21 protein-coding genes are annotated in these 19,144 nt (G+C 71.7%); 16 read left to right on the forward strand and 5 right to left on the reverse strand.

From position 1 onward, the window contains the following. Nucleotides 1-16 precede the first annotated feature (16 nt). From RCO28_RS06345 to RCO28_RS06355, 3 genes are all read left to right on the forward strand, one after another. Entirely contained in the window at nt 17-1,213 is a 1,197-nt protein-coding gene (locus RCO28_RS06345; RefSeq protein WP_308939966.1) for an acyl-CoA dehydrogenase, read from the forward strand. Nucleotides 1,214-1,252: 39 nt separating this feature from the next. Beyond that, nucleotides 1,253-2,410, forward strand: a complete 1,158-nt coding sequence (locus RCO28_RS06350) for a CaiB/BaiF CoA-transferase family protein (RefSeq protein WP_308939967.1) — start codon at nt 1,253-1,255, stop codon at nt 2,408-2,410. Nucleotides 2,411-2,576: 166 nt separating this feature from the next. Beyond that, complete coding sequence (locus tag RCO28_RS06355) at nt 2,577-3,227, forward strand: YceI family protein (RefSeq protein WP_308939968.1); 651 nt, start codon at nt 2,577-2,579, stop codon at nt 3,225-3,227. Nucleotides 3,228-3,237: 10 nt separating this feature from the next. Here the strand turns inward: RCO28_RS06355 and RCO28_RS06360 are convergent, their stop codons facing one another. Continuing rightward, nucleotides 3,238-3,486 (reverse strand): hypothetical protein, encoded by a 249-nt coding sequence (locus RCO28_RS06360; RefSeq protein WP_308939969.1) that lies wholly within the window; start codon nt 3,484-3,486, stop codon nt 3,238-3,240. A 60-nt stretch (nt 3,487-3,546) separates the two neighbouring features. Between RCO28_RS06360 and RCO28_RS06365 the strand changes: the two genes are divergently transcribed. Together RCO28_RS06365 and RCO28_RS06370 are read left to right on the forward strand one after the other, a co-directional pair. Continuing rightward, nucleotides 3,547-3,678: a hypothetical protein gene (locus RCO28_RS06365; protein ID WP_308939970.1), complete on the forward strand. Its 132-nt coding sequence runs from the start codon at nt 3,547-3,549 to the stop codon at nt 3,676-3,678. A gap of 172 nt (nt 3,679-3,850) precedes the next feature. Next, nucleotides 3,851-4,639, forward strand: coding sequence for a putative protein N(5)-glutamine methyltransferase (locus RCO28_RS06370; protein WP_308939971.1), 789 nt, complete (start codon nt 3,851-3,853; stop codon nt 4,637-4,639). Nucleotides 4,640-4,651: 12 nt separating this feature from the next. Here the strand turns inward: RCO28_RS06370 and RCO28_RS06375 are convergent, their stop codons facing one another. After that, entirely contained in the window at nt 4,652-5,713 is a 1,062-nt protein-coding gene (locus RCO28_RS06375; RefSeq protein ID WP_308939972.1) for a Ku protein, read from the reverse strand. 94 nt (nt 5,714-5,807) lie between these two features. Between RCO28_RS06375 and ligD the strand changes: the two genes are divergently transcribed. The 3 genes from ligD to RCO28_RS06390 all read left to right on the forward strand — a co-directional run bounded on the left by ligD (nt 5,808) and on the right by RCO28_RS06390 (nt 8,181). Then, the gene (gene ligD / locus RCO28_RS06380; RefSeq protein ID WP_308939973.1) at nt 5,808-6,707 is read left to right on the forward strand and encodes a non-homologous end-joining DNA ligase; all 900 of its coding nucleotides are present in this window, start codon (nt 5,808-5,810) and stop codon (nt 6,705-6,707) included. Next, nucleotides 6,704-7,621: an ATP-dependent DNA ligase gene (locus RCO28_RS06385; protein ID WP_308939974.1), complete on the forward strand. Its 918-nt coding sequence runs from the start codon at nt 6,704-6,706 to the stop codon at nt 7,619-7,621. The genes ligD and RCO28_RS06385 overlap by 4 nt, the downstream gene beginning before the upstream one ends. 131 nt (nt 7,622-7,752) lie before the next feature. Then, complete coding sequence (locus RCO28_RS06390; RefSeq protein WP_308939975.1) at nt 7,753-8,181, forward strand: nuclear transport factor 2 family protein; 429 nt, start codon at nt 7,753-7,755, stop codon at nt 8,179-8,181. 73 nt (nt 8,182-8,254) lie between these two features. Here the strand turns inward: RCO28_RS06390 and RCO28_RS06395 are convergent, their stop codons facing one another. Further along, nucleotides 8,255-9,058 (reverse strand): nuclease-related domain-containing protein, encoded by an 804-nt coding sequence (locus tag RCO28_RS06395; protein WP_308939976.1) that lies wholly within the window; start codon nt 9,056-9,058, stop codon nt 8,255-8,257. A gap of 286 nt (nt 9,059-9,344) precedes the next feature. On the opposite strand from RCO28_RS06395, the gene RCO28_RS06400 reads away from it, so the two are divergent. From RCO28_RS06400 to RCO28_RS06420, 5 genes are all read left to right on the forward strand, one after another. Continuing rightward, nucleotides 9,345-10,097 carry a hypothetical protein gene (locus RCO28_RS06400; RefSeq protein WP_308939977.1) on the forward strand — a complete coding sequence of 251 codons (753 nt, stop codon included), beginning with the start codon at nt 9,345-9,347 and terminating at the stop codon, nt 10,095-10,097. Further along, nucleotides 10,094-11,365, forward strand: coding sequence for an ATP-binding protein (locus tag RCO28_RS06405; RefSeq protein WP_374991103.1), 1,272 nt, complete (start codon nt 10,094-10,096; stop codon nt 11,363-11,365). The genes RCO28_RS06400 and RCO28_RS06405 overlap by 4 nt, the downstream gene beginning before the upstream one ends. Before the next feature lie 63 nt (nt 11,366-11,428). Continuing rightward, nucleotides 11,429-12,808, forward strand: a complete 1,380-nt coding sequence (locus tag RCO28_RS06410; protein WP_308939978.1) for an FtsW/RodA/SpoVE family cell cycle protein — start codon at nt 11,429-11,431, stop codon at nt 12,806-12,808. A gap of 24 nt (nt 12,809-12,832) precedes the next feature. Next, complete coding sequence (locus RCO28_RS06415; RefSeq protein ID WP_308939979.1) at nt 12,833-14,290, forward strand: penicillin-binding transpeptidase domain-containing protein; 1,458 nt, start codon at nt 12,833-12,835, stop codon at nt 14,288-14,290. Between the two features lie 43 nt (nt 14,291-14,333). Continuing rightward, nucleotides 14,334-14,816 carry a DUF3291 domain-containing protein gene (locus RCO28_RS06420; protein ID WP_308939980.1) on the forward strand — a complete coding sequence of 161 codons (483 nt, stop codon included), beginning with the start codon at nt 14,334-14,336 and terminating at the stop codon, nt 14,814-14,816. Here RCO28_RS06420 and RCO28_RS06425 read toward each other — a convergent pair. Together RCO28_RS06425 and RCO28_RS06430 are read right to left on the reverse strand one after the other, a co-directional pair. Then, on the reverse strand, nt 14,809-15,666 hold the full coding sequence (locus tag RCO28_RS06425) for a hypothetical protein (protein WP_308939981.1): 858 nt from the start codon (nt 15,664-15,666) through the stop codon (nt 14,809-14,811). The two genes, RCO28_RS06420 and RCO28_RS06425, sit on opposite strands and share 8 nt — an antisense overlap. Before the next feature lie 38 nt (nt 15,667-15,704). Next, nucleotides 15,705-16,805, reverse strand: coding sequence for a ferritin-like domain-containing protein (locus RCO28_RS06430; protein WP_308939982.1), 1,101 nt, complete (start codon nt 16,803-16,805; stop codon nt 15,705-15,707). A 162-nt stretch (nt 16,806-16,967) separates the two neighbouring features. On the opposite strand from RCO28_RS06430, the gene RCO28_RS06435 reads away from it, so the two are divergent. From RCO28_RS06435 to RCO28_RS06445, 3 genes are all read left to right on the forward strand, one after another. Continuing rightward, nucleotides 16,968-17,933 carry a diiron oxygenase gene (locus RCO28_RS06435; RefSeq protein WP_374991104.1) on the forward strand — a complete coding sequence of 322 codons (966 nt, stop codon included), beginning with the start codon at nt 16,968-16,970 and terminating at the stop codon, nt 17,931-17,933. Nucleotides 17,934-18,071: 138 nt separating this feature from the next. Further along, nucleotides 18,072-18,809: a TetR/AcrR family transcriptional regulator gene (locus tag RCO28_RS06440; RefSeq protein ID WP_308939983.1), complete on the forward strand. Its 738-nt coding sequence runs from the start codon at nt 18,072-18,074 to the stop codon at nt 18,807-18,809. Nucleotides 18,810-18,819: 10 nt separating this feature from the next. Further along, nucleotides 18,820-19,086, forward strand: coding sequence for a hypothetical protein (locus tag RCO28_RS06445; RefSeq protein WP_308939984.1), 267 nt, complete (start codon nt 18,820-18,822; stop codon nt 19,084-19,086). Nucleotides 19,087-19,144 lie beyond the last annotated feature (58 nt).

Consider the following 19,144-nt stretch of genomic DNA (forward strand, 5'->3'; position numbering starts at 1 on the left):
TGCCCCAGGAGCACCCGTGTCCTTCTCCCTTCGCCCCACGTACGACGATCCGCGCACGGCCGAACTCGTCGAGCGGCTGCGCGACTACCTCGACGGCGAACTCGCCGACTACGAGCGCGAGCGCGGCATCACCCCGAGCACCCGCCTGACCCGCGCCGACCTCGAACCGGTCTGGCGCCGCAGCCGCGAACTCGGCTTCTACGGCATCCACCTGCCCGAGGAGTACGGCGGGCAGAACCTCACCTACACCCAGCTCGCCGCCCTGAAGGAGGAGGTCGGGGCGAGCGGACGGGTCCTGTCGCACTGCGTCCTGGGCGACATGGGCGGGCCGCTGCGCGCGGGCGACATCCTCAAGTACGCCACCCAGCACCAGCTGGACACCTACCTGCTGCCGCTGATCCGTGGCGAGCGCGCCTGCTGCTTCTCCCTGACCGAGACCGACGCGGGCTCGGACGTCCGCTCCATGCGCACCGTGGCCGTCCCCGACGGTGACGGCTACCGGCTGACCGGGCACAAGGTCTTCTCCTCCGCGGGCCCGTTCGCCGACTTCGCGATCGTCGTCGCCCGCATGGCCGGAACCGGTGAACAGGAGGGCGACAAGCCGCTGTTCTCCGCGTTCCTGGTGGACCTCGACAGCCCCGGCTGCCGCGTCGAGGACGGGGCGACGCCGATGTCCGGGGAGCACATCGAGAGCGACATCGTCCTCGACGACTGCTACGTCCCCGCCGCCAACCTCCTCGGCGAGGAGGGCAAGGGGATGCGGATCGCGCTCGGCCGGGTGACCACCAACCGCCTGCTGCACTGCCCCACCGTCCTCGGCGCCACCCGCCGCGCCCTCGCCCTCACCCTGGACCGCACCCGGACCCGCAAGGTCGCCGGCGGCCAGCCGCTGCTCATGCTGCAGGCCATCCAGCACAAGGTCGCCGACATGGCCACCGAGCTCTACGCCGCGCGCTCCATGACGTACGCCGCGCTCGCCGCGCTCGACGAGGGCCGCGAGGTCCACGCCGAGGCGTTCATGTGCAAGCTGTTCGTCGCCGAGTCCGCCTTCCGCATCCTCGACGAGGCCGTGCAGATCCACGGCAAGGAGGGGCTCACCCAGGGCAACGAGATCGAGTACCTCTTCCGCAAGATCCGCATGTTCCGCGTGCTCACCGGCACTTCGGAGATCCAGCGCAACGGCATCGCCAAGCTGCTCGCCTTCCACCACTGACCCCACCCCCGCTCTCGTCCTGGGAAGGCACCCTCCTCCGTGACCACCACACCCCCGCGCTGGTCCGCCCTGACCGGCAAGCGCGTCCTCGACCTGTCCCGGCTGCTGCCGGGTCCGTACGCGACCTCGATGCTCGCCGACCTCGGCGCGGACGTCATCAAGGTCGAGGACCCCGCCGGCGGCGACCCCCTCCGGTTCGCCCCGCCCCTGTTCGACACGCTCAACCGCAACAAGCGCTCGCTCGCCCTCGACCTGCGCACCGACCACGGCCGGGAGACCTTCCTGCGCCTCGCGCGCACCGCCGACGCGGTGGTGGAGAGCTTCCGCCCGGGCGTACTCGACCGTCTCGGCCTCGGCTTCGACGCCCTGCACGCGGTCAACCCGCGGCTCGTCCTGTGCTCCCTCACCGGGTACGGGCAGACCGGCCCGTACGCCACGAAGCCCGGCCACGAGCTCAACTTCCTCGGGCTTTCCGGCTTCTTCGCCGTGCCCGGCCGCCTCGACGGCACCGTCACCCGGCCCGGCGTCCGCGTCGGCGACATGGCGGGGGCCATGCACGCCGCCCTCGCCCTCACCGCCGCCCTCGGCGGGGGCGGGGGCGGCAGCGAGGGCGAGGGCGGCGGCGGGGGCGAGGGGCAGCACATCGACGTCTCCCTCAGCGAGTCCGTCACCGCCTGGTGCTCGCTGTTCGCCCTCCCGCTCCTCGGCGTCGAAGACCCTCTGGCGGCCGGTCTCGTGCAGGGCGACAACGACGTCTTCACCACGGCCGACGGCCACCTGCTGTCGCTCGCCACCTTCGAGGACAAGTTCTGGCACCGGCTGCGCACCCGGCTCACCCCCGAGTTCCCCGAGTACCCCGCGCTCGACAGCCCGGCCCACGACCGGCGGGCCGACCGCACGGCCGCCAAGGAGGAGGTCCACGACCTGCTGGTGAACGTCTTCGCGGCGCGCGACCACGCGTGGTGGTCCCAGGTGCTCACGGAGATCGACGCACCCTGGGCACCGGTGTTCACCCGCCCCGACGCTCTCCTGACCGACCCCCACACCACCGCCCGCGACCTCTTCGGCAAGCCCGACGGAGACGGTGCCACACCGCAGGCCCGCTTCCCCGTGACGTTCGGCGCGGGTCTCGACACCTTCCGCCGGCCCGCCCCCGCCCTCGGCGAGCACACCGAGGACCTGCTCGACGAATTGTGACCGTGCGTGACGCCGGGTCGCCCGACAGTGCGTTCACATGATGTCGGTCTTGTGCTTCTTTCCCGTCGGGGCCATGGAACCCGGACGAGGGCGCCCATCTCGCTGTTCGACACCTCCGAGGCCCGTGATAACACGGTGTGATCAACTCGAAGGAGAGTACGGCCTCATGGGCATATTCAGCCGTCGTCAGACCGCCGCCGTCGAGCGGCCGCAGCTCGCTGGGTCCCGTGCGACTGCGCAGGGCGGTGCCGGTGGTGTCGCGCTCGCTCCTGCTCTTCGGGCGCTGACCGGGCACTGGAGCATCGACGGGCCGCACAGCCGGATCGGGTTCTCCGTGCGGCACGCGATGGTCACGACCGTGCGGGGTGCGTTCGGTGACTACGACAGCGCCCTGTACTTCGACGGGGACCGGCCCTCCGAGTCGCGGGCCGAGCTGGTCATCCGGGTCGCGAGTGTGGACACCGGGGTCGAGCAGCGGGACGCGCATCTCATCGGTGCGGACTTCTTCGACGCGCACCGCTTCCCGGAGATGGCGTTCCGCTCGACCTCCGCCGTGCACGAGGGCGGGGAGAGCTTCCGTATGACGGGGAATCTCACCATCCGCGACGTGACCCGGCCCGTCGACCTGCAGCTCGACTACCTCGGCTCGGTGCTTGACCCCTTCGGCTACGAACGGGCGGGATTCGACGGGACCACCACCATCGACCGCACCGACTGGGGGCTCGTCTACAACCAGCGGCTCGCCGCGGGCGGCACGATGGTGAGCGAGAGGGTCCGGCTGCAGTTCGACATCTCCGCGGTGCGGTCCGCGGCCTAGGCCGGGCGGGCTACGCGTCCAGGTTCTTCGACTTCCGTACGGCGGCGGCCAGTTGCTCCACGACGTACAGGGCCGCGGCGGTGCTCACGTACGCGACGAGGGTCTCGGGCCTCTTGTCCAGCTTCACCGTGCGGCCCCGGTCGTCCTTGAAGGACCACGGGCCACCGCTGCCGCCCTCACCCATCCGCGAACTCCCCTGCTCCTCCCCACCGTTCCCGCACCCGGCGAGCAACGGCCCGAGCGCAAGCGCCCCACCCATGGCCAGCAGGCTGCGGCCCGTGCACACGGCGGCCGCGACTCCGTCTGCGACGCTGAGCGCATGCTGCTGCCCCTCTCCGCCCGGCTCTGGGCGGAGGACCTCTCCGCCCCGTTGCAGTTCCAGGACTTCGACGCCGGGAGCCCAGCCGCCCGTCAGTTGCTCGAGCGGCTCCGTGGATGTGTGGCCCGGTGAGCCGGGGGCTGCTCCGGTAGGGTTGCCCGTCCACGCAGTGGCAGGAGAACGGGAGGTGAGACCCATCAACGCTGCAGCAAGTCGGGTGCTCTCGCCTCGTCATGGTGTGGCTGCCGGGTGGCGGCGGCCTTGAGGGTGCCCTTTCACTTCGCGTAAAGGTGCATGTCCTTTCATGGTTTCTCCCTCTCACACCGATGTCTCGCCCTCCGTCGTCGATCAACTCCGGCGGGCCGGCTGCGTGTTCGCCGAGGACGAGGCTCGGCTGATCTTTTCCGTGGCCCGGGACGAGGGCGACGTCGGCGTCATGGTCGAACAGCGGGTGCGCGGGCTGCCGTTGGAGCAGGTGGTCGGGTTCGCCGAGTTCTGCGGCCTGCGGGTCGGGGTCGAGGCCGGGGTGTTCGTGCCCCGGCGGCGTACGGAGTTCCTGGTGCGGCAGGCGCTCGACGTGCTGCCCGAGCAGGGGGTCGTACTCGATCTCTGCTGCGGGAGCGGCGCACTCGGTCTCGCCGTCGCGGCGGGCGGGTCGGCCGGTGAGGTGCACGCCGCCGATATCGACCCCGTCGCCGTGGCCTGCGCGCGCCGCAATCTCGCCGGGGTCGGCGGGCAGGTGTACGTCAGCGATCTGTACGCGGGGTTGCCCGCGCGGCTGCGGGGGCGGGTGGACGTGCTCGTCGTGAACGCCCCGTACGTACCCAGCGACGAGATCGGACTGCTGCCGGCCGAGGCGCGGGAGTACGAGCCGCTCGTCGCGCTCGACGGCGGGGGCGACGGGGTCGAGGTGCAGCGGCGGGTGGCCGCCGAGGCGGCCGTGTGGCTCGGCCCCGGCGGGCGGCTGCTGATCGAGACCAGTGAGCGGCAGGCGGACCGGACCGCGCGGGCCATGGTGGCCGGAGGGCTGCTCGCGCGGGTCGTGGCCGATGCGGAGTTCGGGGCCACCGTGGTCGTCGGGGCGGCGCCCTGAGCTTCGACTTCCTTACGCCGAGGTCCTCTTGCGCGACGCGGAGGTCGAGGTCGAGGTGGACTTCTTCGCCGAGGACGATGCCGTCTTCTTCGCCGCCGACTTCTTCGTCGCCGAGGTCTTCTTGGCCGCCGTCGAGGTCGACTTCTTCGTCGAGGACGATGCCGTCTTCTTCGCGCCCGAAGCCGTGGACTTCTTCCCGCCCACCGCCTTCGGGGTCGCCCCCGCCTTCGGAGTCGCCTGCGCCTTCTTGCGCGTACGACTGATGGGCGTGACCTTCGCCGGTTCCGCTTCCTCGCCACGGGCCGCCTGGGCCGCCGCGACCGAGCTCTCCAGGGCGGCCATCAGGTCGATCACCTTGCCGCCGCCGGAGGCCGCCTCGGGGGCCTTCGCCGGTTCGGTGCCCTCGACCTTCGCGGAGATCATCTCCTCGACGGCCTCGCGGTAGTCGTCGTGCAGGGTCTCCAGGTCGACCTCGCCGAGGGTCTCCATCAGGGCGTCGGCGAGGTCCAACTCCGCGTCCCGTACGGTCACTTGGGTTTCGGGGGCGACGTCCTGCGGGGCGCGGATCTCGTCCGGCCAGAGCAGGCCGTGCATGGCGATCACCTCGTCGACGACGCGCAGCATGCCGAGCCGTTCACGGCCGCGCAGGGCGAACTTGGCGACGGCGACCTTCTTGCTGCGCTTGAGCGCCTCGCGCAGCAGCGTGTACGGCTTGGCGGCCGGGACGCCGTTCGCGGCCAGGTAGTACGCGGCGTCCATCTGGAGCGGATCGATCCGTTCCTGCGGGACAAAGGCGACGATCTCGATGGTCTTGGCCGTGGGGATGGGGAGCGAGGCCAGGTCCTCGTCCGTGATGGGGATGATCGAGCCGTCGGCGTCCTCGTACCCCTTGCCGATCTCGGCGGCCGAGATCTCCTTCTCCTCCAGTTCGCAGACCTTGCGGTAGCGGATCCGGCCGCCGTCGGTGGCGTGGATCTGGCGGAAGGAGACGTTGTGGTTCTCGGTGGCGTTGACGAGCTTGATCGGGATGCTGACCAGGCCGAAGGAGATGGCGCCGTTCCATATGGATCGCACAGTGAGAACCCCTTAATGCCTCTTACGTGATCGACTGCTGCCCCCGGCACACGAGCGATTCGCCCGTTATGTCCGTACGGGTCATCCTCATCGTATGACGCCGATCACAGAGGTGGAGGGGCGGCGCCTGGCGCTCACCAATCTGGACAAGGTGCTGTATCCGTCCGTCGGGTTCACCAAGGGCGAGGCCGTCCACTACTACGCGACCTGCGCCGGAGCCCTGCTCGCGCACCTCTACAACCGCCCCGTCTCCTTCCTGCGCTTCCCGGACGGGCCGGACGGCCAGCGGTTCTTCACGAAGAACGTGCCGCCCGGTACGCCCGGCTGGGTGCGTACCGCCGACATCCCGCGCCGCAGCGAGGAGGGCACAGCGACCCTCGTACTCGTCCAGGACATGTCGACCCTGATCTGGGCGGCCAATCTGGTGACCGAGTTCCACACCCCGCAGTGGCAGGCCGACTCCCCCGGGACGGCCGACCGGATGGTGTTCGACCTGGACCCCGGCCCGCCCGCGACGATCGTGGAGTGCTGCGAGGTGGCGCTCTGGCTGCGCGAGCGCCTGGCGGCGGACGGGCTGCACGTCTACGCGAAGACCTCCGGCTCCAAGGGCCTGCACGTGCTCGTGCCGATCGAGCCGACACCGTCCGAGAAGGTCACCGCGTACGCGAAGCAGCTGGCCGTCGAGGCCGAGCGGGAGCTGCCGGGGCTCGCGCTGCACCGGATGACGCGGAGCCTGAGGCCGGGCAAGGTCTTCGTCGACTTCAGCCAGAACGCGGCCGCCAAGACCACCGCGACCCCGTACACCCTGCGGGCCCGCGCCGAGCCGACCGTGTCCGCGCCCGTGACCTGGGAGGAGATCGAGGGCTGCGAGGAGCCGGGCGAGCTGTCCTTCCTCGCCCCGGACATCGCGCCCCGGCTCGCGGAGCACGGCGATCTGCTCGGCCCGCTGATCAACCTCAACCGGGCCCGGAAGCTGCCCCGGGGCTTCCGGTGACGCCGCCTCCCGCACGACCTCCGGCCCCGCCGGTCCGGGTCGCGCTCGCGGAGTCCGTGGCGGAGCTGCCGACGGAGGGGCCGTGGGCGTACGAGCCGAAGTTCGACGGGCACCGGCTCGTGCTGTTCCGGGGAGCGGGCCCGCGCGAGGTGCTGTTGCAGGCGCGGTCCGGGCGGACGGTGACGGCGGCCTTCCCCGACCTGGCCGAGGCGGCACGGGCGCTGCCGGAGGGGACGGTGGTCGACGGCGAGGTGGTGGTGTGGACCCAGGGGCGGATCGACTTCGCGGCCGTGCAGCGGCGGGCGGCGGCCACGCCGGGGCGCGCGCCGGAGCTCGCGCGCACGCTGCCGGCCTCGTACGCGGCGTTCGACCTGCTCGCGGAGGCGGGCACGGACCTGCGCGGGCGGGCGTACGGCGAGCGGCGTGAGCGGCTCGTCGCGCTGCTCGCGCCGCTCGGGCCGCCGCTGCAGCCGGTGCCGATGACGACGGATCCGGAGCTCGCGGCCGTCTGGTACGAGTCGCTGCGCGCGACCGGCGTCGAGGGCCTGGTGATCAAGCGGCTCGACCAGACGTACCCGAGCGGGCGCCGGGCCTGGCTGAAGCTGCGGCACAGCGACACCCGGGACGCGGTCGTCGTCGGCTTCACCGGCAGCCGCGCCCGGCCGCAGGCGCTGGTCCTGGTGCTGCCGGGGGACGACGACCCGCTGCTCTCAAGCCCGCTGGCCCCGGCGGTACGGGCACGGGCCGCCGAGCTGCTGCCCGCGTCGGACGGGGAGGCCGGGATGAACGCGATCGGGTTCGGCGACATCACGTACCAGACCGTGCCACCGGAGCTCACGGTCGAGGTCCGGCAGCAGGCGACGCGGCACCGGACGGCGGCGGTCGTGCGGTTCCGGGGCGGCGGGGCGGAGTGACCACCGCTCCTGTGAGCCGGATCACCATTAATCAAGTTTGACTAATGCTCGTACGCGGCATACCTTTCTTCGAGTAGTCAAGCTTGACCAATCAGTCCGAGCGCTGAGCCGAACCTGCCGGAGGAGCCTGCATGACCGTTCTGCCCGACACCGGATACACCCCCACCGCCGAGGAGCGGGCGAGCCTGGACGCCTGGTTCGCCGAGTACGACGCCGCGAGCGCGCGGCGGGACATCGAGCGCATGGCCGACCTGGCGGTGTTCCCGCTCAACCTGGTGAGCGACAACTCCGCGGGCGACGGCCGGTCGGCGCAGTGGGACCGCAAGCAGTTCGTGGAGACCATGACCCACGTCATGGGCGAAGGCGGCGAGGACATCACGTTCGAGTCCGTCCGCACGCCGGTGTTCCTGTCCGCCGCCATGGCCGTGGTGTTCACCGACTCGACGATGACGATGGAGGGGCAGACCCAGCAGCTCCGGTACGCCGACATCCTGCTCCGGCGCGACGGGAAGTGGGCGTTCCAGACGATGCTGCAGGGCGGCTGGGGCGACAACCTCTAGCCCGACTCGGACAGCCCGACCCGGACAGCCCGACCCATATAGCCCGGCTCGTATAGCCCGGCTCGTACGCCGCTCAGACCCGCGACCAGGTGTGCCGGTCGCGGGCCTGGGCGTACAGGGCGTCGACCTCGGCGGGCTTGAGGAGGCCGCCGCTCGCCGCCAGGGAGGCGAGCTCGGCCGACGGTACGACGCGGACCTCGCGGGAGGGACGGGCCTGCTCGATCCGGGCGGCCTCGACCACGGCCAGGACCGGGCGCACCTCGACCGTCAGGGCGAGAGACGCCCGCTCCGCGTCGTAGGCAAGGCCCCGAAGGAGCGGCTCCGGTTCCGCCCGGCCCACCGCGGCGTACGGCGCCTCGATCCGCACCCGGCGCTTGCGGGCGTACAGGCTGCGCAGGCAGTACACGCCGCCGGGCCCGATCAGCAGGTGGTGCAGGCGGGCGCCGCCCGGCAGCGGTACGGAGTGCAGGGCGCGCCAGCCCGCGCCGTCGAGCCGGTCCAGGGCGTCGCCCACGGCCTGCTCGGCGGCGAGGCCCAGGCGGCGCGGGTCGGCGCGGAGCCGGTGGGGCGGGCCCGGCGCGCGGTCGAGGTCGACGAGGAGGGCCTCGCCGGGGCGGTTCGGGGCGAGGTCGTCGTCCGGGTGCAGGGCGAGGCCGGCCAGCTCGGCGGCGGTGGGCAGGGGCGGCGGGCCGACCGTGACGGGGCCGGTGAGATAGGGCGCGAGCGCGTCCAGGACGCTCTGCCGGTGCTCCTCGCGCAGCAGGCTGACGCGGCCCGTCCCGCGCTCGTAGCTGGCGATGTTCCTGCCGTCCGGCAGCAGCACGTGGTAGAGCTCCCTGCCGTGCCGCCGGGTCGGCACGACGCGCAGTGCGGACATGTCGTCTCACCCCCAATGACCATGGGAACAGCTGCGGGGCGGGTGGGCAACAACGGACCGGTGAAGAGGGGAAGTTGAGCGTGCCGTGCCAGGTCGTGCGCGGAGTCCGGTCCGTACCGCGGTAACCGTCCGTCCCGGACGAGACCTGCACCAAAGGGAACAAGCCTGCGGAGCTTCGTATTCTGGCCTGTGGCGGTCAGATCAAGGACGGCCACCGTACGGACAACGTCATCGTCTCCGCCGACCTCGTCCCGTAACAGAATCCGCAGCCGCAGTCTGGAGTGCCGTGTTCCGAAGCCGCCGGGGGCGTGGCCACGCCGTCCTGCTGCTCCCCGCCCTCGGTCTGCTGCTCGCGGGCTGCGGCAGTGCGGGCAGCCTGGAGAGCGCGGGCCCCACGCCGCAGGCGGTCGGCCCCGCCCGGCTCTGGCCCCAGCTGCCGCCCACGAAGAACGAGTACCCGGACGACGGTGAGGCCGTGGTCGAGGTCGTGGAGGGCATCGACGTACCCGGCCGCGATCTGCACAAGGTCGACCCGCTGGCCGTCGTCAGGGCCGACCTGGCCGCGCACCCGCGCACGGACAGCGGGCCCGACGGGATGCCCGCCGACACCGCCGCGGCCATCGGGCGCTGCCCCGCGGACAAGAAGCCCGACCAGGCGGTACGCGGCTGCCCGGTGCTGCAGGCGTACTACCGGGACCTGACCGGCAGCGGAAAGGACGAGCTGGTCGTCGGCATCCGGTTCTCCCAGGGCGCCCTCGGCATCCGCGTCTACAGCCTCGACGAGGGCCGGCTCATCCGGATCATGTCGACCGCCGAGGAGGTCACCCGCGTCGAGCTGGCCGGCCGCGACCTGATCGTCTACGAGCCCGCGCAGAGCCCCGGCTACGAGTTCCGCTACGCGTGGTCCTGGGACGCGCGGCAGCGCGCCATGCTGCCCGCCCGGATCGAGATCGTCCGCGTCGACCGCGAGGGCAGCCCGCAGCCCGACGAGCCCTCTTCCGGCTCGGCCGCGCCCTCCCGTTCCGCGGACCTGCCGTGAGGCTGCGCCCGCCCGCCTGGACGGCGACGCTCACCTGGAAGGCCGCGCTCTTCATCACGGTGATGTGCTGTGCGCTCGCCACCCTCCTCGGCGTGCTCGTGCATGTCGCGGTCACCCAGCAGACCGTCGACAACGCCCGCGAGAAGGCCCTCACGAAGCTGGCGGACGTCACCCGCCTGTACGAAGCCGGGGACCGGCTCCCGCCGGGCGCGGGCCTCGACCCGCCGGGCCTGCCGCAGTCGCTGCGCGCGCTGGCCGCCGAGGGCCGGCGCGGCACGCTCGTCGCCGACCACCACGGCCGCCCGACCATGTGGGCCGCGGGCCCCGCCGACGGCGGCCGGGCCATCGCCGCCGAGATCGACTACAGCCAGGGCGCCCGGACCATCGACGGCCTGGACCGGGCCATCGCCGGGTCCGCCGTGCTCGCCATCGGCGCGACGCTGCTCTTCGGGGCGTTCGCGGTGACCCGGGTGACGCGGCGGCTGCACCAGACGGCGACCGTGGCCCGCCGGATCGGCGCCGGTGACCTGGACGCCCGCGTCGGCGACCCGCGGACGAAGGATCCCTCGCGCGCCCAGGACGAGGTGGCGACCGTCGCCGGAGCGCTCGACACCATGGCCGCGACGCTGCAGGCCAAGCTGGAGAGCGAGCAGCGGTTCACCGCCGATGTGGCGCACGAGCTGCGCACCCCGCTGACCGGCCTGCACGCCGCCGCCGAACTCCTGCCTCCGGGGCGCCCCGCGGAGCTCGTACGGGACCGGGTGCAGACGATGCGCGTGCTCACCGAGGACCTCCTGGAGATCTCCCGGCTCGACGCCCGGCGCGAGCAGGTCGACCTCGACTGCCATCCCCTCGGCCCGCTCGCCGAGCGCGCGGTACGGGCCACGGGCACGGACACCGAGGTGCGGATCGTGCGGGAGGTGTGCGTGGAGACCGACCGGCGGCGCCTGGAGCGGGTGCTCGGCAACCTCGTAGCCAACGCCCACAAGCACGGTCGTACGCCGGTGCTGCTCACCGTCGACGGCCCGGTCCTCTCGGTGCGCGACCAGGGCGACGGCTTCCCGGCGTACCTGGTGGAGCACGGGCCGCAGCGGTTCCGCACGGAGGGCGGCGCGCACGGCCACGGCCTCGGCCTGACCATCGCGCTCGGGCAGGCGCGGGTGCTGGGGGCGCGGCTGGAGTTCGGCAACGCGGCGGAGGGCGGGGCGGTGGCCACGTTGACGCTGCCGTACGTTCCGGACGAACCGGGCTGCGGGGCGGCTGAGTAATTTTGCGCCCCTCCGGCGTTTGACGGGGCCCGTCCGACAGGACTTCGGGCTACGTTGCCCGACATGACCGGAAGAACCGCTGATGTGACAGACAGGACGGAAACATCCGTTCCGGTGGTTCCGGTCCACCGGCGCCGTGGCACCGAACTCGCCCTGCTCGTCCTCGCGGTGGGCCTGTGTGTGCTCGGCTATCTGAACGTCGGGCTCGCGCGCTACGGGACCGTGCCGGGCAATGTCACCGACTACGGCTGCGGCCTCGGCGCGCTCGCCCTGCTCGCCCACCTGGCGGTGCGGTGGCGTGCCCCGTACGCCGATCCGCTGCTCCTTCCGATCGCGGTGCTGCTCAACGGGCTCGGCCTGGTCCTCATCTACCGGCTCGACCAGGAGACGCCCGACGACCAGGCCGCGCTCGCCCAACTCACCTGGTCCACGGCCGGGGTGGCCCTCTTCATCGTGGTCGTCCTCGTCCTGCGCGACCACCGGGTGCTGCAGCGGTACGCGTATCTGTTCGTCGCCGCCGCGCTCGCGCTGCTCGTCTCGCCGGTGTTCTTCCCGGCCGTCAACGGCGCCCGGATCTGGGTGCGGATCGCCGGATTCTCGCTGCAGCCCGCCGAGTTCGCGAAGATCCTGCTCGCGGTGTTCTTCGCGGCGTACCTCGCGGCCAACCGCACGGCGCTCGCGTACACCGGACGACGGGTGTGGAAGCTGCAGTTCCCGACCGGGCGGGTGCTTGGGCCGATCCTGGCGATCTGGCTGACCAGCGTGGGCGTACTGGTCCTGGAGCGGGATCTCGGCACCTCGCTGCTGTTCTTCGGGATCTTCGTGGTGCTGCTCTACGTGGCCACCGGGCGCACCGGGTGGATCGCGGTGGGGCTGCTGCTCGCCTGCGTCGGGGCGTTCGCCGTCGGCTCGCTCGAACCGCATGTGCACAGCCGGGTCCAGGACTGGCTGCATCCCTTCGCCACCATCGAGGCGGGCCGCGGGCCGACCCAACTCGCTCAATCCCTCTTCGCGTTCGCGGCCGGAGGGCTGCTCGGCACCGGGCTCGGCCAGGGCCACTCCACCCTGATCGGCTTCGCCGCGAAGTCCGACTTCATCCTGGCCACGGCCGGCGAGGAGCTCGGCCTGACCGGACTCTGCGCGATCTTCCTGCTCTACGCGGTGCTCGTCGCCCGGGGCTGCAAGGCGGGGCTCGCCCTGCGCGACCCGTTCGGGCGGCTGCTCGCGATCGGGCTCGCCTCGATCCTGGCGCTGCAGGTCTTCGTGATCGCGGGCGGGGTCACCGGGCTCATCCCGCTCACCGGTATGGCGATGCCGTTCCTGGCCCAGGGCGGCTCGTCGGTCGTCACCAACTGGGTCATCGTCGCGCTGCTCGTGCGGGTCAGCTCCTACGCCCGCTCCCAGCCGCCGGACGCGTACGACTCCCTGTCCGAAGAGGACTGACAACTGCCCGGAGAGGACTGAGGCTTGACCCGTCACATCCGCCGCGCCGCCGCCTTCTGCATGCTCCTGATGCTCGCCCTGGCCCTGAACGCCACCCGCATCCAGGTCTTCGAGGCCGAGTCGTACGACGCCAACCCGGCCAACCGCCGCCAGACCATCGCCCGCTACGGCCAGGAGCGCGGCGACATCTACGTGGACGGGCGGCCGATCACCGGCTCCGTCGACACGGGCGAGCAGCTGCGGTACGAACGGACGTACAGGAACGGCCCGTTGTACGCGCCCGTGACCGGCTACGCCTCGCAGACCTACGGCACGACCCTCCTGGAGGGCGCCGCCGACCCGCTGCTCTCCGGCACCGATCCGCAGCTCGCGCCGTTCCCGATCGTGGACGACGTGACGCGGGCGCGGCGCGCGGGCGGGGCCGTGCACACCACGATCGCGCCGTCCGTGCAGCGGGCCGCCTACTCCGCGCTCGGCGACAAGCAGGGCGCGGTGGCGGCGCTCGACCCGACGACCGGGCGGATCCTGGCCCTGGTCTCCACGCCCTCGTACGACCCGGAACTCCTGTCGGGGAACGGGGTCTCGGAGGCGCGGCACTGGACGGCCCTGAACAACGCGGCGAGCAGGCCGATGCTCAACCGGGCCATCCGGCAGACCTATCCGCCCGGTTCGGCGTTCAAGGTGGTGACCGCGGCGGCCGCCCTGGACGCGGGCGTCGTCACGGACCTGGACGCCAAGACCCGCTCCCCCGACCCGTACACGCTGCCCGGCACGTCCACGAAGCTCACCAACGAGGTCGAGGGCTGCAAGAACGCCTCCCTGCGGTACGCCTTCGAGATGTCCTGCAACACGGTCTTCGCCAACCTCGGCGCGCGGGTGGGCCTGGACGGCCTGGTCGGGACGGCCGAGCGGTTCGGCTTCAACGACGCGGACCTGCGGATCCCGGCGCGGGTCGCGAAGAGCAACGTCAACCGGGAGATGGAGCCGTCGAGCGTCGCGCTCTCCGCGATCGGGCAGTACGACACGACGGCGACGCCGCTGCAGATGGCGATGGTCGCCGGGGCCGTGGCCAACAACGGGGACCTCAAGTCGCCGCATCTGGTGGACCGTACGACCGACGCCTCCGGCCGTGTCCTGTCCAGCACGCACCCCACCTCGCTGCGCCAGACCATCAACCCGGGCACGGCCTCGCTCCTTCGGGAGCTGATGGTCGGCGTGGTCAAGGAGGGCACCGGGTCCAACGCGGCGATCAAGGGGGCCGTCGTGGGCGGGAAGACCGGCACGGCCCAGCACGGCATCGGCAATGCGGGCCTGCCGTACGCCTGGTTCATCTCCTGGGCCCAGGCCAAGGGCGAGCCGCAGCCCGGGGTCGCGGTCGCGGTGGTCGTGGAGGACGCGGCGGCGGACCGGGACGACATCAGCGGCGGCGGCAGCGCGGCACCGATCGCGCGGGCCGTGATGAAGGCGGCGCTCGCCCTGTGAGACGGGTCTGGGCGCGCCCGCCCGCCGTGTCTAGGGTGCGCCCATGGTCAAGGATGTAGCTTCGTACGAACTCGCCCAGGTCAACATCGCCCGCCTCAAGTACCCGTTGGACGCACCGGAGTTGAAGGACTTCGTGGACGCCCTCGATCCGGTGAACGCGGTCGCGGACGCGGCGGACGGGTTCGTGTGGCGGCTGCAGAGCGACTCGGGCAACGCGACGGACGTGCCGGTGTTCGGGGAGTCCTGGCTGATCGTCAACATGTCGGTGTGGCGGGACACGGACGCGCTCACGGCCTTCATGTACCAGGGGCAGCACCGCGAACTGCTCTCCCGGCGCTCCGAGTGGTTCGAGCGGGTCGCCGAGGCGATGACGACCCTGTGGTGGGTCCCGGCGGGCCACCGGCCGACGGTCGCGGAGGCGGAGGAGCGACTGCTCCGCCTCCGCGCGGAGGGGCCTACGCCGTACGCGTTCACGCTGCGTACGGCGTTCCCGCCCGGGAACACCGTTGCCGGGCAGGTCAGTTGAGGGACTGACGCATTTCCTGGCGGACCTTCAGAGTCGTGCGAGCCGCCTCCTTCAGGTCGATCGAGGAGGGGGCCTGGCCCGCGGTGGACGGGTCGACGAGGCCGACGGTGGCGGACGTGTTGTCGTCCGCCCAGGCACACATGGGCAAGGACGCCTTGGTTCCGGCCTGCTCCATCGTGAGCACCTGACAGCGCACGATCTCGCCGTCGGTCACGATGTCCTCCGCGGGCACGGCGATCTTCGCGCCCTCGCTCTCGGCGGCGCCGTCGGACATGCTCGTACGGGCCCGGTCGTGGTCTTTGATGCGACCGTACGCGCCGGAGACGACCAGCACCTTGCCGGCCGCAGCATCCGCGCCGGTGTACTGGGCGGCCACCCCGGTGAAGTCCTGCATGTACGACTCGTCCCACGTCCCGTCGTCCTGGGGCGCCTTGCTGGACATGTCGGCGGCCAGCTTGTACTCGCCGCCGAGCAGGGACTTCGGGAGGGTCAGCTTGTACTCGGCGGGCGGGAAGGAGTCCGAACTCGTGGACGAGCCGCCCGAGTCCCGGTTGCCCCACATCGAGAGGAGCACGAGACCAACGACGATCGCGCACGCGGTGCCGATACCGCCCCAGACGGCCGCCGCATTCTTCCTCGGCGGAGGCGGCGGCCCGCCCCAGCCGCCGGGGCCCGGCGGCGGGTAGGGGCCTGGGCCGTACGGGCCGGGCGGGGGCTGCTGCGGCGGGTACTGCTGCGGGTACGGCTGGGGGTGCTGCTGTTGCGGGAACTGCTGCGGGGGTGGCGGCTGTTGACCGTAAGGGCCTGCCTGACCGTATCCCCCGGCCTGTGGTGGCTGCGGCGTTGACATGACCGGCACATTACGTGGCCGTGCCGTGACGCCGCAGGTCAGGCCCCCGCCTCAATCGCCTCCTCCACCTCCGCGACGCGCTCGGCCTCCTCGGCGGCGAAGCGTTCCGCGTCCAGTTTCTCGGCGATCTCCTCGTCCTGGGCCATCAGTTGGTCGAGGTTGGAGTTGCCCATCTCGAAGACGCCCATGTCGACGTACGCCTCCTGCAGCCGCTTGCCCCACAGGCCGATGTCGCGTACGCACGGGACGATGCGGGAGAACAGCAACTGCCGGAAGAGCGCGAGGTATTCGGAGTTCTCGCTGTACTCGTCGGCCTCCTGCTTGGGGATGCCCAGGTTCTCCAGGACCTCCACGCCGCGCAGCCGGTCGCGCATCAGGTAGCAGCCCTCGATGACGAACTCCTCGCGTTCGCGCAGTTCGGCCTCGGTGAGCTGCCGGTAGTAGTCGCGAAGCGCCATCCGCCCGAACGCCACGTGCCGGGCCTCGTCCTGCATCACGTACGCCAGGATCTGCTTCGGCAGCGGCTTGTCCGTGGTATCGCGGATCATGCCGAACGCGGCGAGCGCGAGGCCCTCGATGAGGACCTGCATGCCGAGGTAGGGCATGTCCCAGCGGGAGTCGCGCAGGGTGTCGCCGAGCAGCGACTGCAGGTTGTCGTTGATCGGGTAGAGCATCCCGACCTTCTCGTGCAGGAACCGCCCGAAGATCTCCGCGTGCCGGGCCTCGTCCATCGTCTGCGTCGCCGAGTAGAACTTGGCGTCCAGGTCGGGCACGGACTCGACGATGCGGGCCGCGCACACCATCGCGCCCTGCTCGCCGTGCAGGAACTGGCTGAACTGCCAGGACGCATAGTGCCGGCGCAGCTCACCCTTGTCCTTGTCGGTCATCTTCGACCAGTGCCGGGTGCCGTAGAGCGTGAGCGCCTCGTCGGGGGTGCCCAGCGCGTTGTGCGGGTCGACCTCCAGGTCCCAGTCGATCCGCTTGGCGCCGTCCCACTGCTTGTCCTTGCCCTTCTGGTAGAGGGCGAGGAGACGGTCGCGCCCGTCGTCGTACTCCCAACTGAAGCGGGCCGATCCAGTCGCCGGAACCTGCCAGAGCGGCTCGCCCGGGTCCTTGCTGTAGAGCTCCTGCGTCGACACCCCTACGCCTCCATCGCCTCGCGAACTGCCGTACGGGACAAGCTCGTTGGCAGGCTCACACGTATGAGACAAGGGGTCAACAAGTCGCGCAGGAGGGATTGACCGCCTTACTGACAAGCAGTCTCATAACCAGGGAACACCGTCCGACGGAGGAGGGAACCCATGACCACGACCGCCGAAGCCCGCACGGCCCGCGAAGCCGCCGAGGATCTCGCGCTGCAGCGGATGCGGGACGCCCTCGGCCTGCTCAAGGGCCGCGAGCAGGTGGCCGAACGCCTCTTGGAGTCCTCGGCCAAGCACTCGTACGACCCCGACACCGAACTCGACTGGGACGCCCCGCTCGCGCCGGACAAGTGGTTCTGGCCGCCGGAGCTGGTCTCCCTCTACGACACCCCGCTGTGGCACCGGATGCCCGAGGAGCAGCGGATGGACCTGGCCCGGCACGAGGCGGCCTCGCTCGCCTCGATCGGCGTCTGGTTCGAGATCATCCTGATGCAGCTGCTCGTCCGGCACATCTACGACAAGCCGCTCGGCAGCAGCCATGTGCGGTACGCGCTCACCGAGATCGCCGACGAGTGCCGGCACTCCATGATGTTCGCCCGCATGATCAAGCGGGGCGGGGCGCCGATGTACCAGGTCACGTGGTTCCAGCACAATCTGGCCCGCGTCCTCAAGACCGTCTCCACGACCCCGGGTTCGTTCACGGCGACCCTGCTCGGCGAGGAGATCCTGGACTGGATGCAGCGCCTGACCTTCCCCGACGAGCGGGTCCAGCCGCTGGTGCGCGGTGTGACCCGGATCCATGTGGTCGAGGAGGCGCGTCATGTGCGGTACGCCCGTGAGGAGTTGCGCCGCCAGATGATCACAGCGCCGCTGTGGGAGCGGGAGTTCACCCGGATCTCCTCCGGCGAGGCGGCCCGCGTCTTCTCGCTCGCGCTTGTCAACCCGCAGGTGTACGAGAACGTCGGCCTGAACCGGCGCGAGGCCCTCGCCCAGGTCAGGGCCAGCGCCCACCGCCGCGAGGTGATGCGCACGGGGGCACGGCGACTGACGGACTTCCTGGACGACATCGGCGTGATGCGGGGGGTGGGGCGGAGGCTGTGGCGCAGCTCGGGGCTGCTGGCGTGAAATCCAGCCCGTCCGGGGGCACCTCCCGGCCGAAGGCTGGGGGAGCTTGAGGACGAGCCCGCAGGGCGATCGACGGTGCGCCGGACGACGGCAAGAACTACTCGAGGGCCCACCCAGCGGAGCGGATACGCTGCGGGCATGTCCCCGGCAGCCACCCCGCGCGCAACGACCCCCGCCTACCGACGGCTCAGCGTGGAGGAGCGGCGCAGCCAGCTCCTCGACGCCGCGCTGTCCCTCTTCGCGCACAGCGCGCCGGAGGAGGTCTCCCTGGACGACGTCGCCGAGGCGGCGGGCGTGTCCAGGCCGCTGGTCTACCGGTACTTCCCGGGCGGCAAGCAGCAGTTGTACGAGGCCGCCCTGCGCACCGCCGCCGACGCCCTGGAGCAGTGCTTCGACGAGCCCGCGCACGGACCGCTCACCGCCCGGCTCGCCCGCGCCCTGACCCGGTACCTCGCGTTCGTCGACGAGCACGACACCGGGTTCAGCGCGCTCCTTCAGGGCGGCAGTGTCGTCTCCACGTCGCGCACGAGCGCCATCGTGGACGAGGTCAGGGCCGTCGCGGCCGCGCGGATCCTGGCCCATCTGCCGGTCACGGAGCCCGGGCCGCGGCTGCATCTGATGGTGCGCACCTGGATCTCCGCCGTCGAGGCCGCCTCCCTGATCTGGCTGGACGAGGGCAAGCAGCCGCCGCAGGAGGAGCTGCGGGACTGGCTGCTCGACCACTTCCTCGCCGTGACGACCGCCACGGCCGCCTCCGACCCGCAGACCGCTCAGGTGCTGCGCGCCGCGCTCGAACTGGAGGAGCCGGACGGTCTCGCCGCCTCGCTGGCCGGGCGGGTGCTGCCCGTGGTGAGCGACGCGGCGCACCTGCTGTGAGACTGGTCGCGTGAGAAGCGAGGACATCCCCTTCGAGGGCGGCCCCCTGGACGGCCGGACCCTCCCCATCCTGCTCGGCCCGACCGGTCAGCCGTCGAAGCTGTACGAGGTCCCGGTGCCGGAGGCGGGGGGTGGGCCTCCGACGGTGCTGGTGTACCGGCGGGAGGCCGCGAGGTTCAGCCGGCGGCTCGGTCTTCCGCGAGGCTGGAAGTACGTGTACGACCCGGAGGGGCGGGGATCCGGCGGGCTCAAGTGGCCGTGGTCCAAGCGCGGCTGAACTTCCCCGCTGTCAACGGCGCCGCACCGCTCCGCGCACACCCCGCCCGGCACGAGTG

It is taken from the genome of Streptomyces sp. LHD-70 (genome assembly GCF_031157275.1).
GTDB lineage: Bacteria > Actinomycetota > Actinomycetes > Streptomycetales > Streptomycetaceae > Streptomyces.

Excerpts from the sequence above, each read along its gene's own strand:
- RCO28_RS06355 (WP_308939968.1), top strand. The coding sequence starts at position 2,577 with ATGGGCATATTCAGCCGTCGTCAGACCGCCGCCGTCGAGCGGCCGCAG.
- RCO28_RS06435 (WP_374991104.1), top strand. The coding sequence starts at position 16,968 with ATGACCACGACCGCCGAAGCCCGCACGGCCCGCGAAGCCGCCGAGGAT.
- RCO28_RS06420 (WP_308939980.1), top strand. The coding sequence starts at position 14,334 with ATGGTCAAGGATGTAGCTTCGTACGAACTCGCCCAGGTCAACATCGCC.
- RCO28_RS06410 (WP_308939978.1), top strand. The coding sequence starts at position 11,429 with ATGACCGGAAGAACCGCTGATGTGACAGACAGGACGGAAACATCCGTT.
- RCO28_RS06440 (WP_308939983.1), top strand. The coding sequence starts at position 18,072 with ATGTCCCCGGCAGCCACCCCGCGCGCAACGACCCCCGCCTACCGACGG.
- ligD (WP_308939973.1), top strand. The coding sequence starts at position 5,808 with ATGACGCCGATCACAGAGGTGGAGGGGCGGCGCCTGGCGCTCACCAAT.
- RCO28_RS06395 (WP_308939976.1), bottom strand. The coding sequence starts at position 9,058 with ATGTCCGCACTGCGCGTCGTGCCGACCCGGCGGCACGGCAGGGAGCTC.
- RCO28_RS06390 (WP_308939975.1), top strand. The coding sequence starts at position 7,753 with ATGACCGTTCTGCCCGACACCGGATACACCCCCACCGCCGAGGAGCGG.
- RCO28_RS06365 (WP_308939970.1), top strand. The coding sequence starts at position 3,547 with ATGCTGCTGCCCCTCTCCGCCCGGCTCTGGGCGGAGGACCTCTCCGCC.
- RCO28_RS06360 (WP_308939969.1), bottom strand. The coding sequence starts at position 3,486 with ATGGGTGGGGCGCTTGCGCTCGGGCCGTTGCTCGCCGGGTGCGGGAAC.
- RCO28_RS06425 (WP_308939981.1), bottom strand. The coding sequence starts at position 15,666 with ATGTCAACGCCGCAGCCACCACAGGCCGGGGGATACGGTCAGGCAGGC.
- RCO28_RS06370 (WP_308939971.1), top strand. The coding sequence starts at position 3,851 with ATGGTTTCTCCCTCTCACACCGATGTCTCGCCCTCCGTCGTCGATCAA.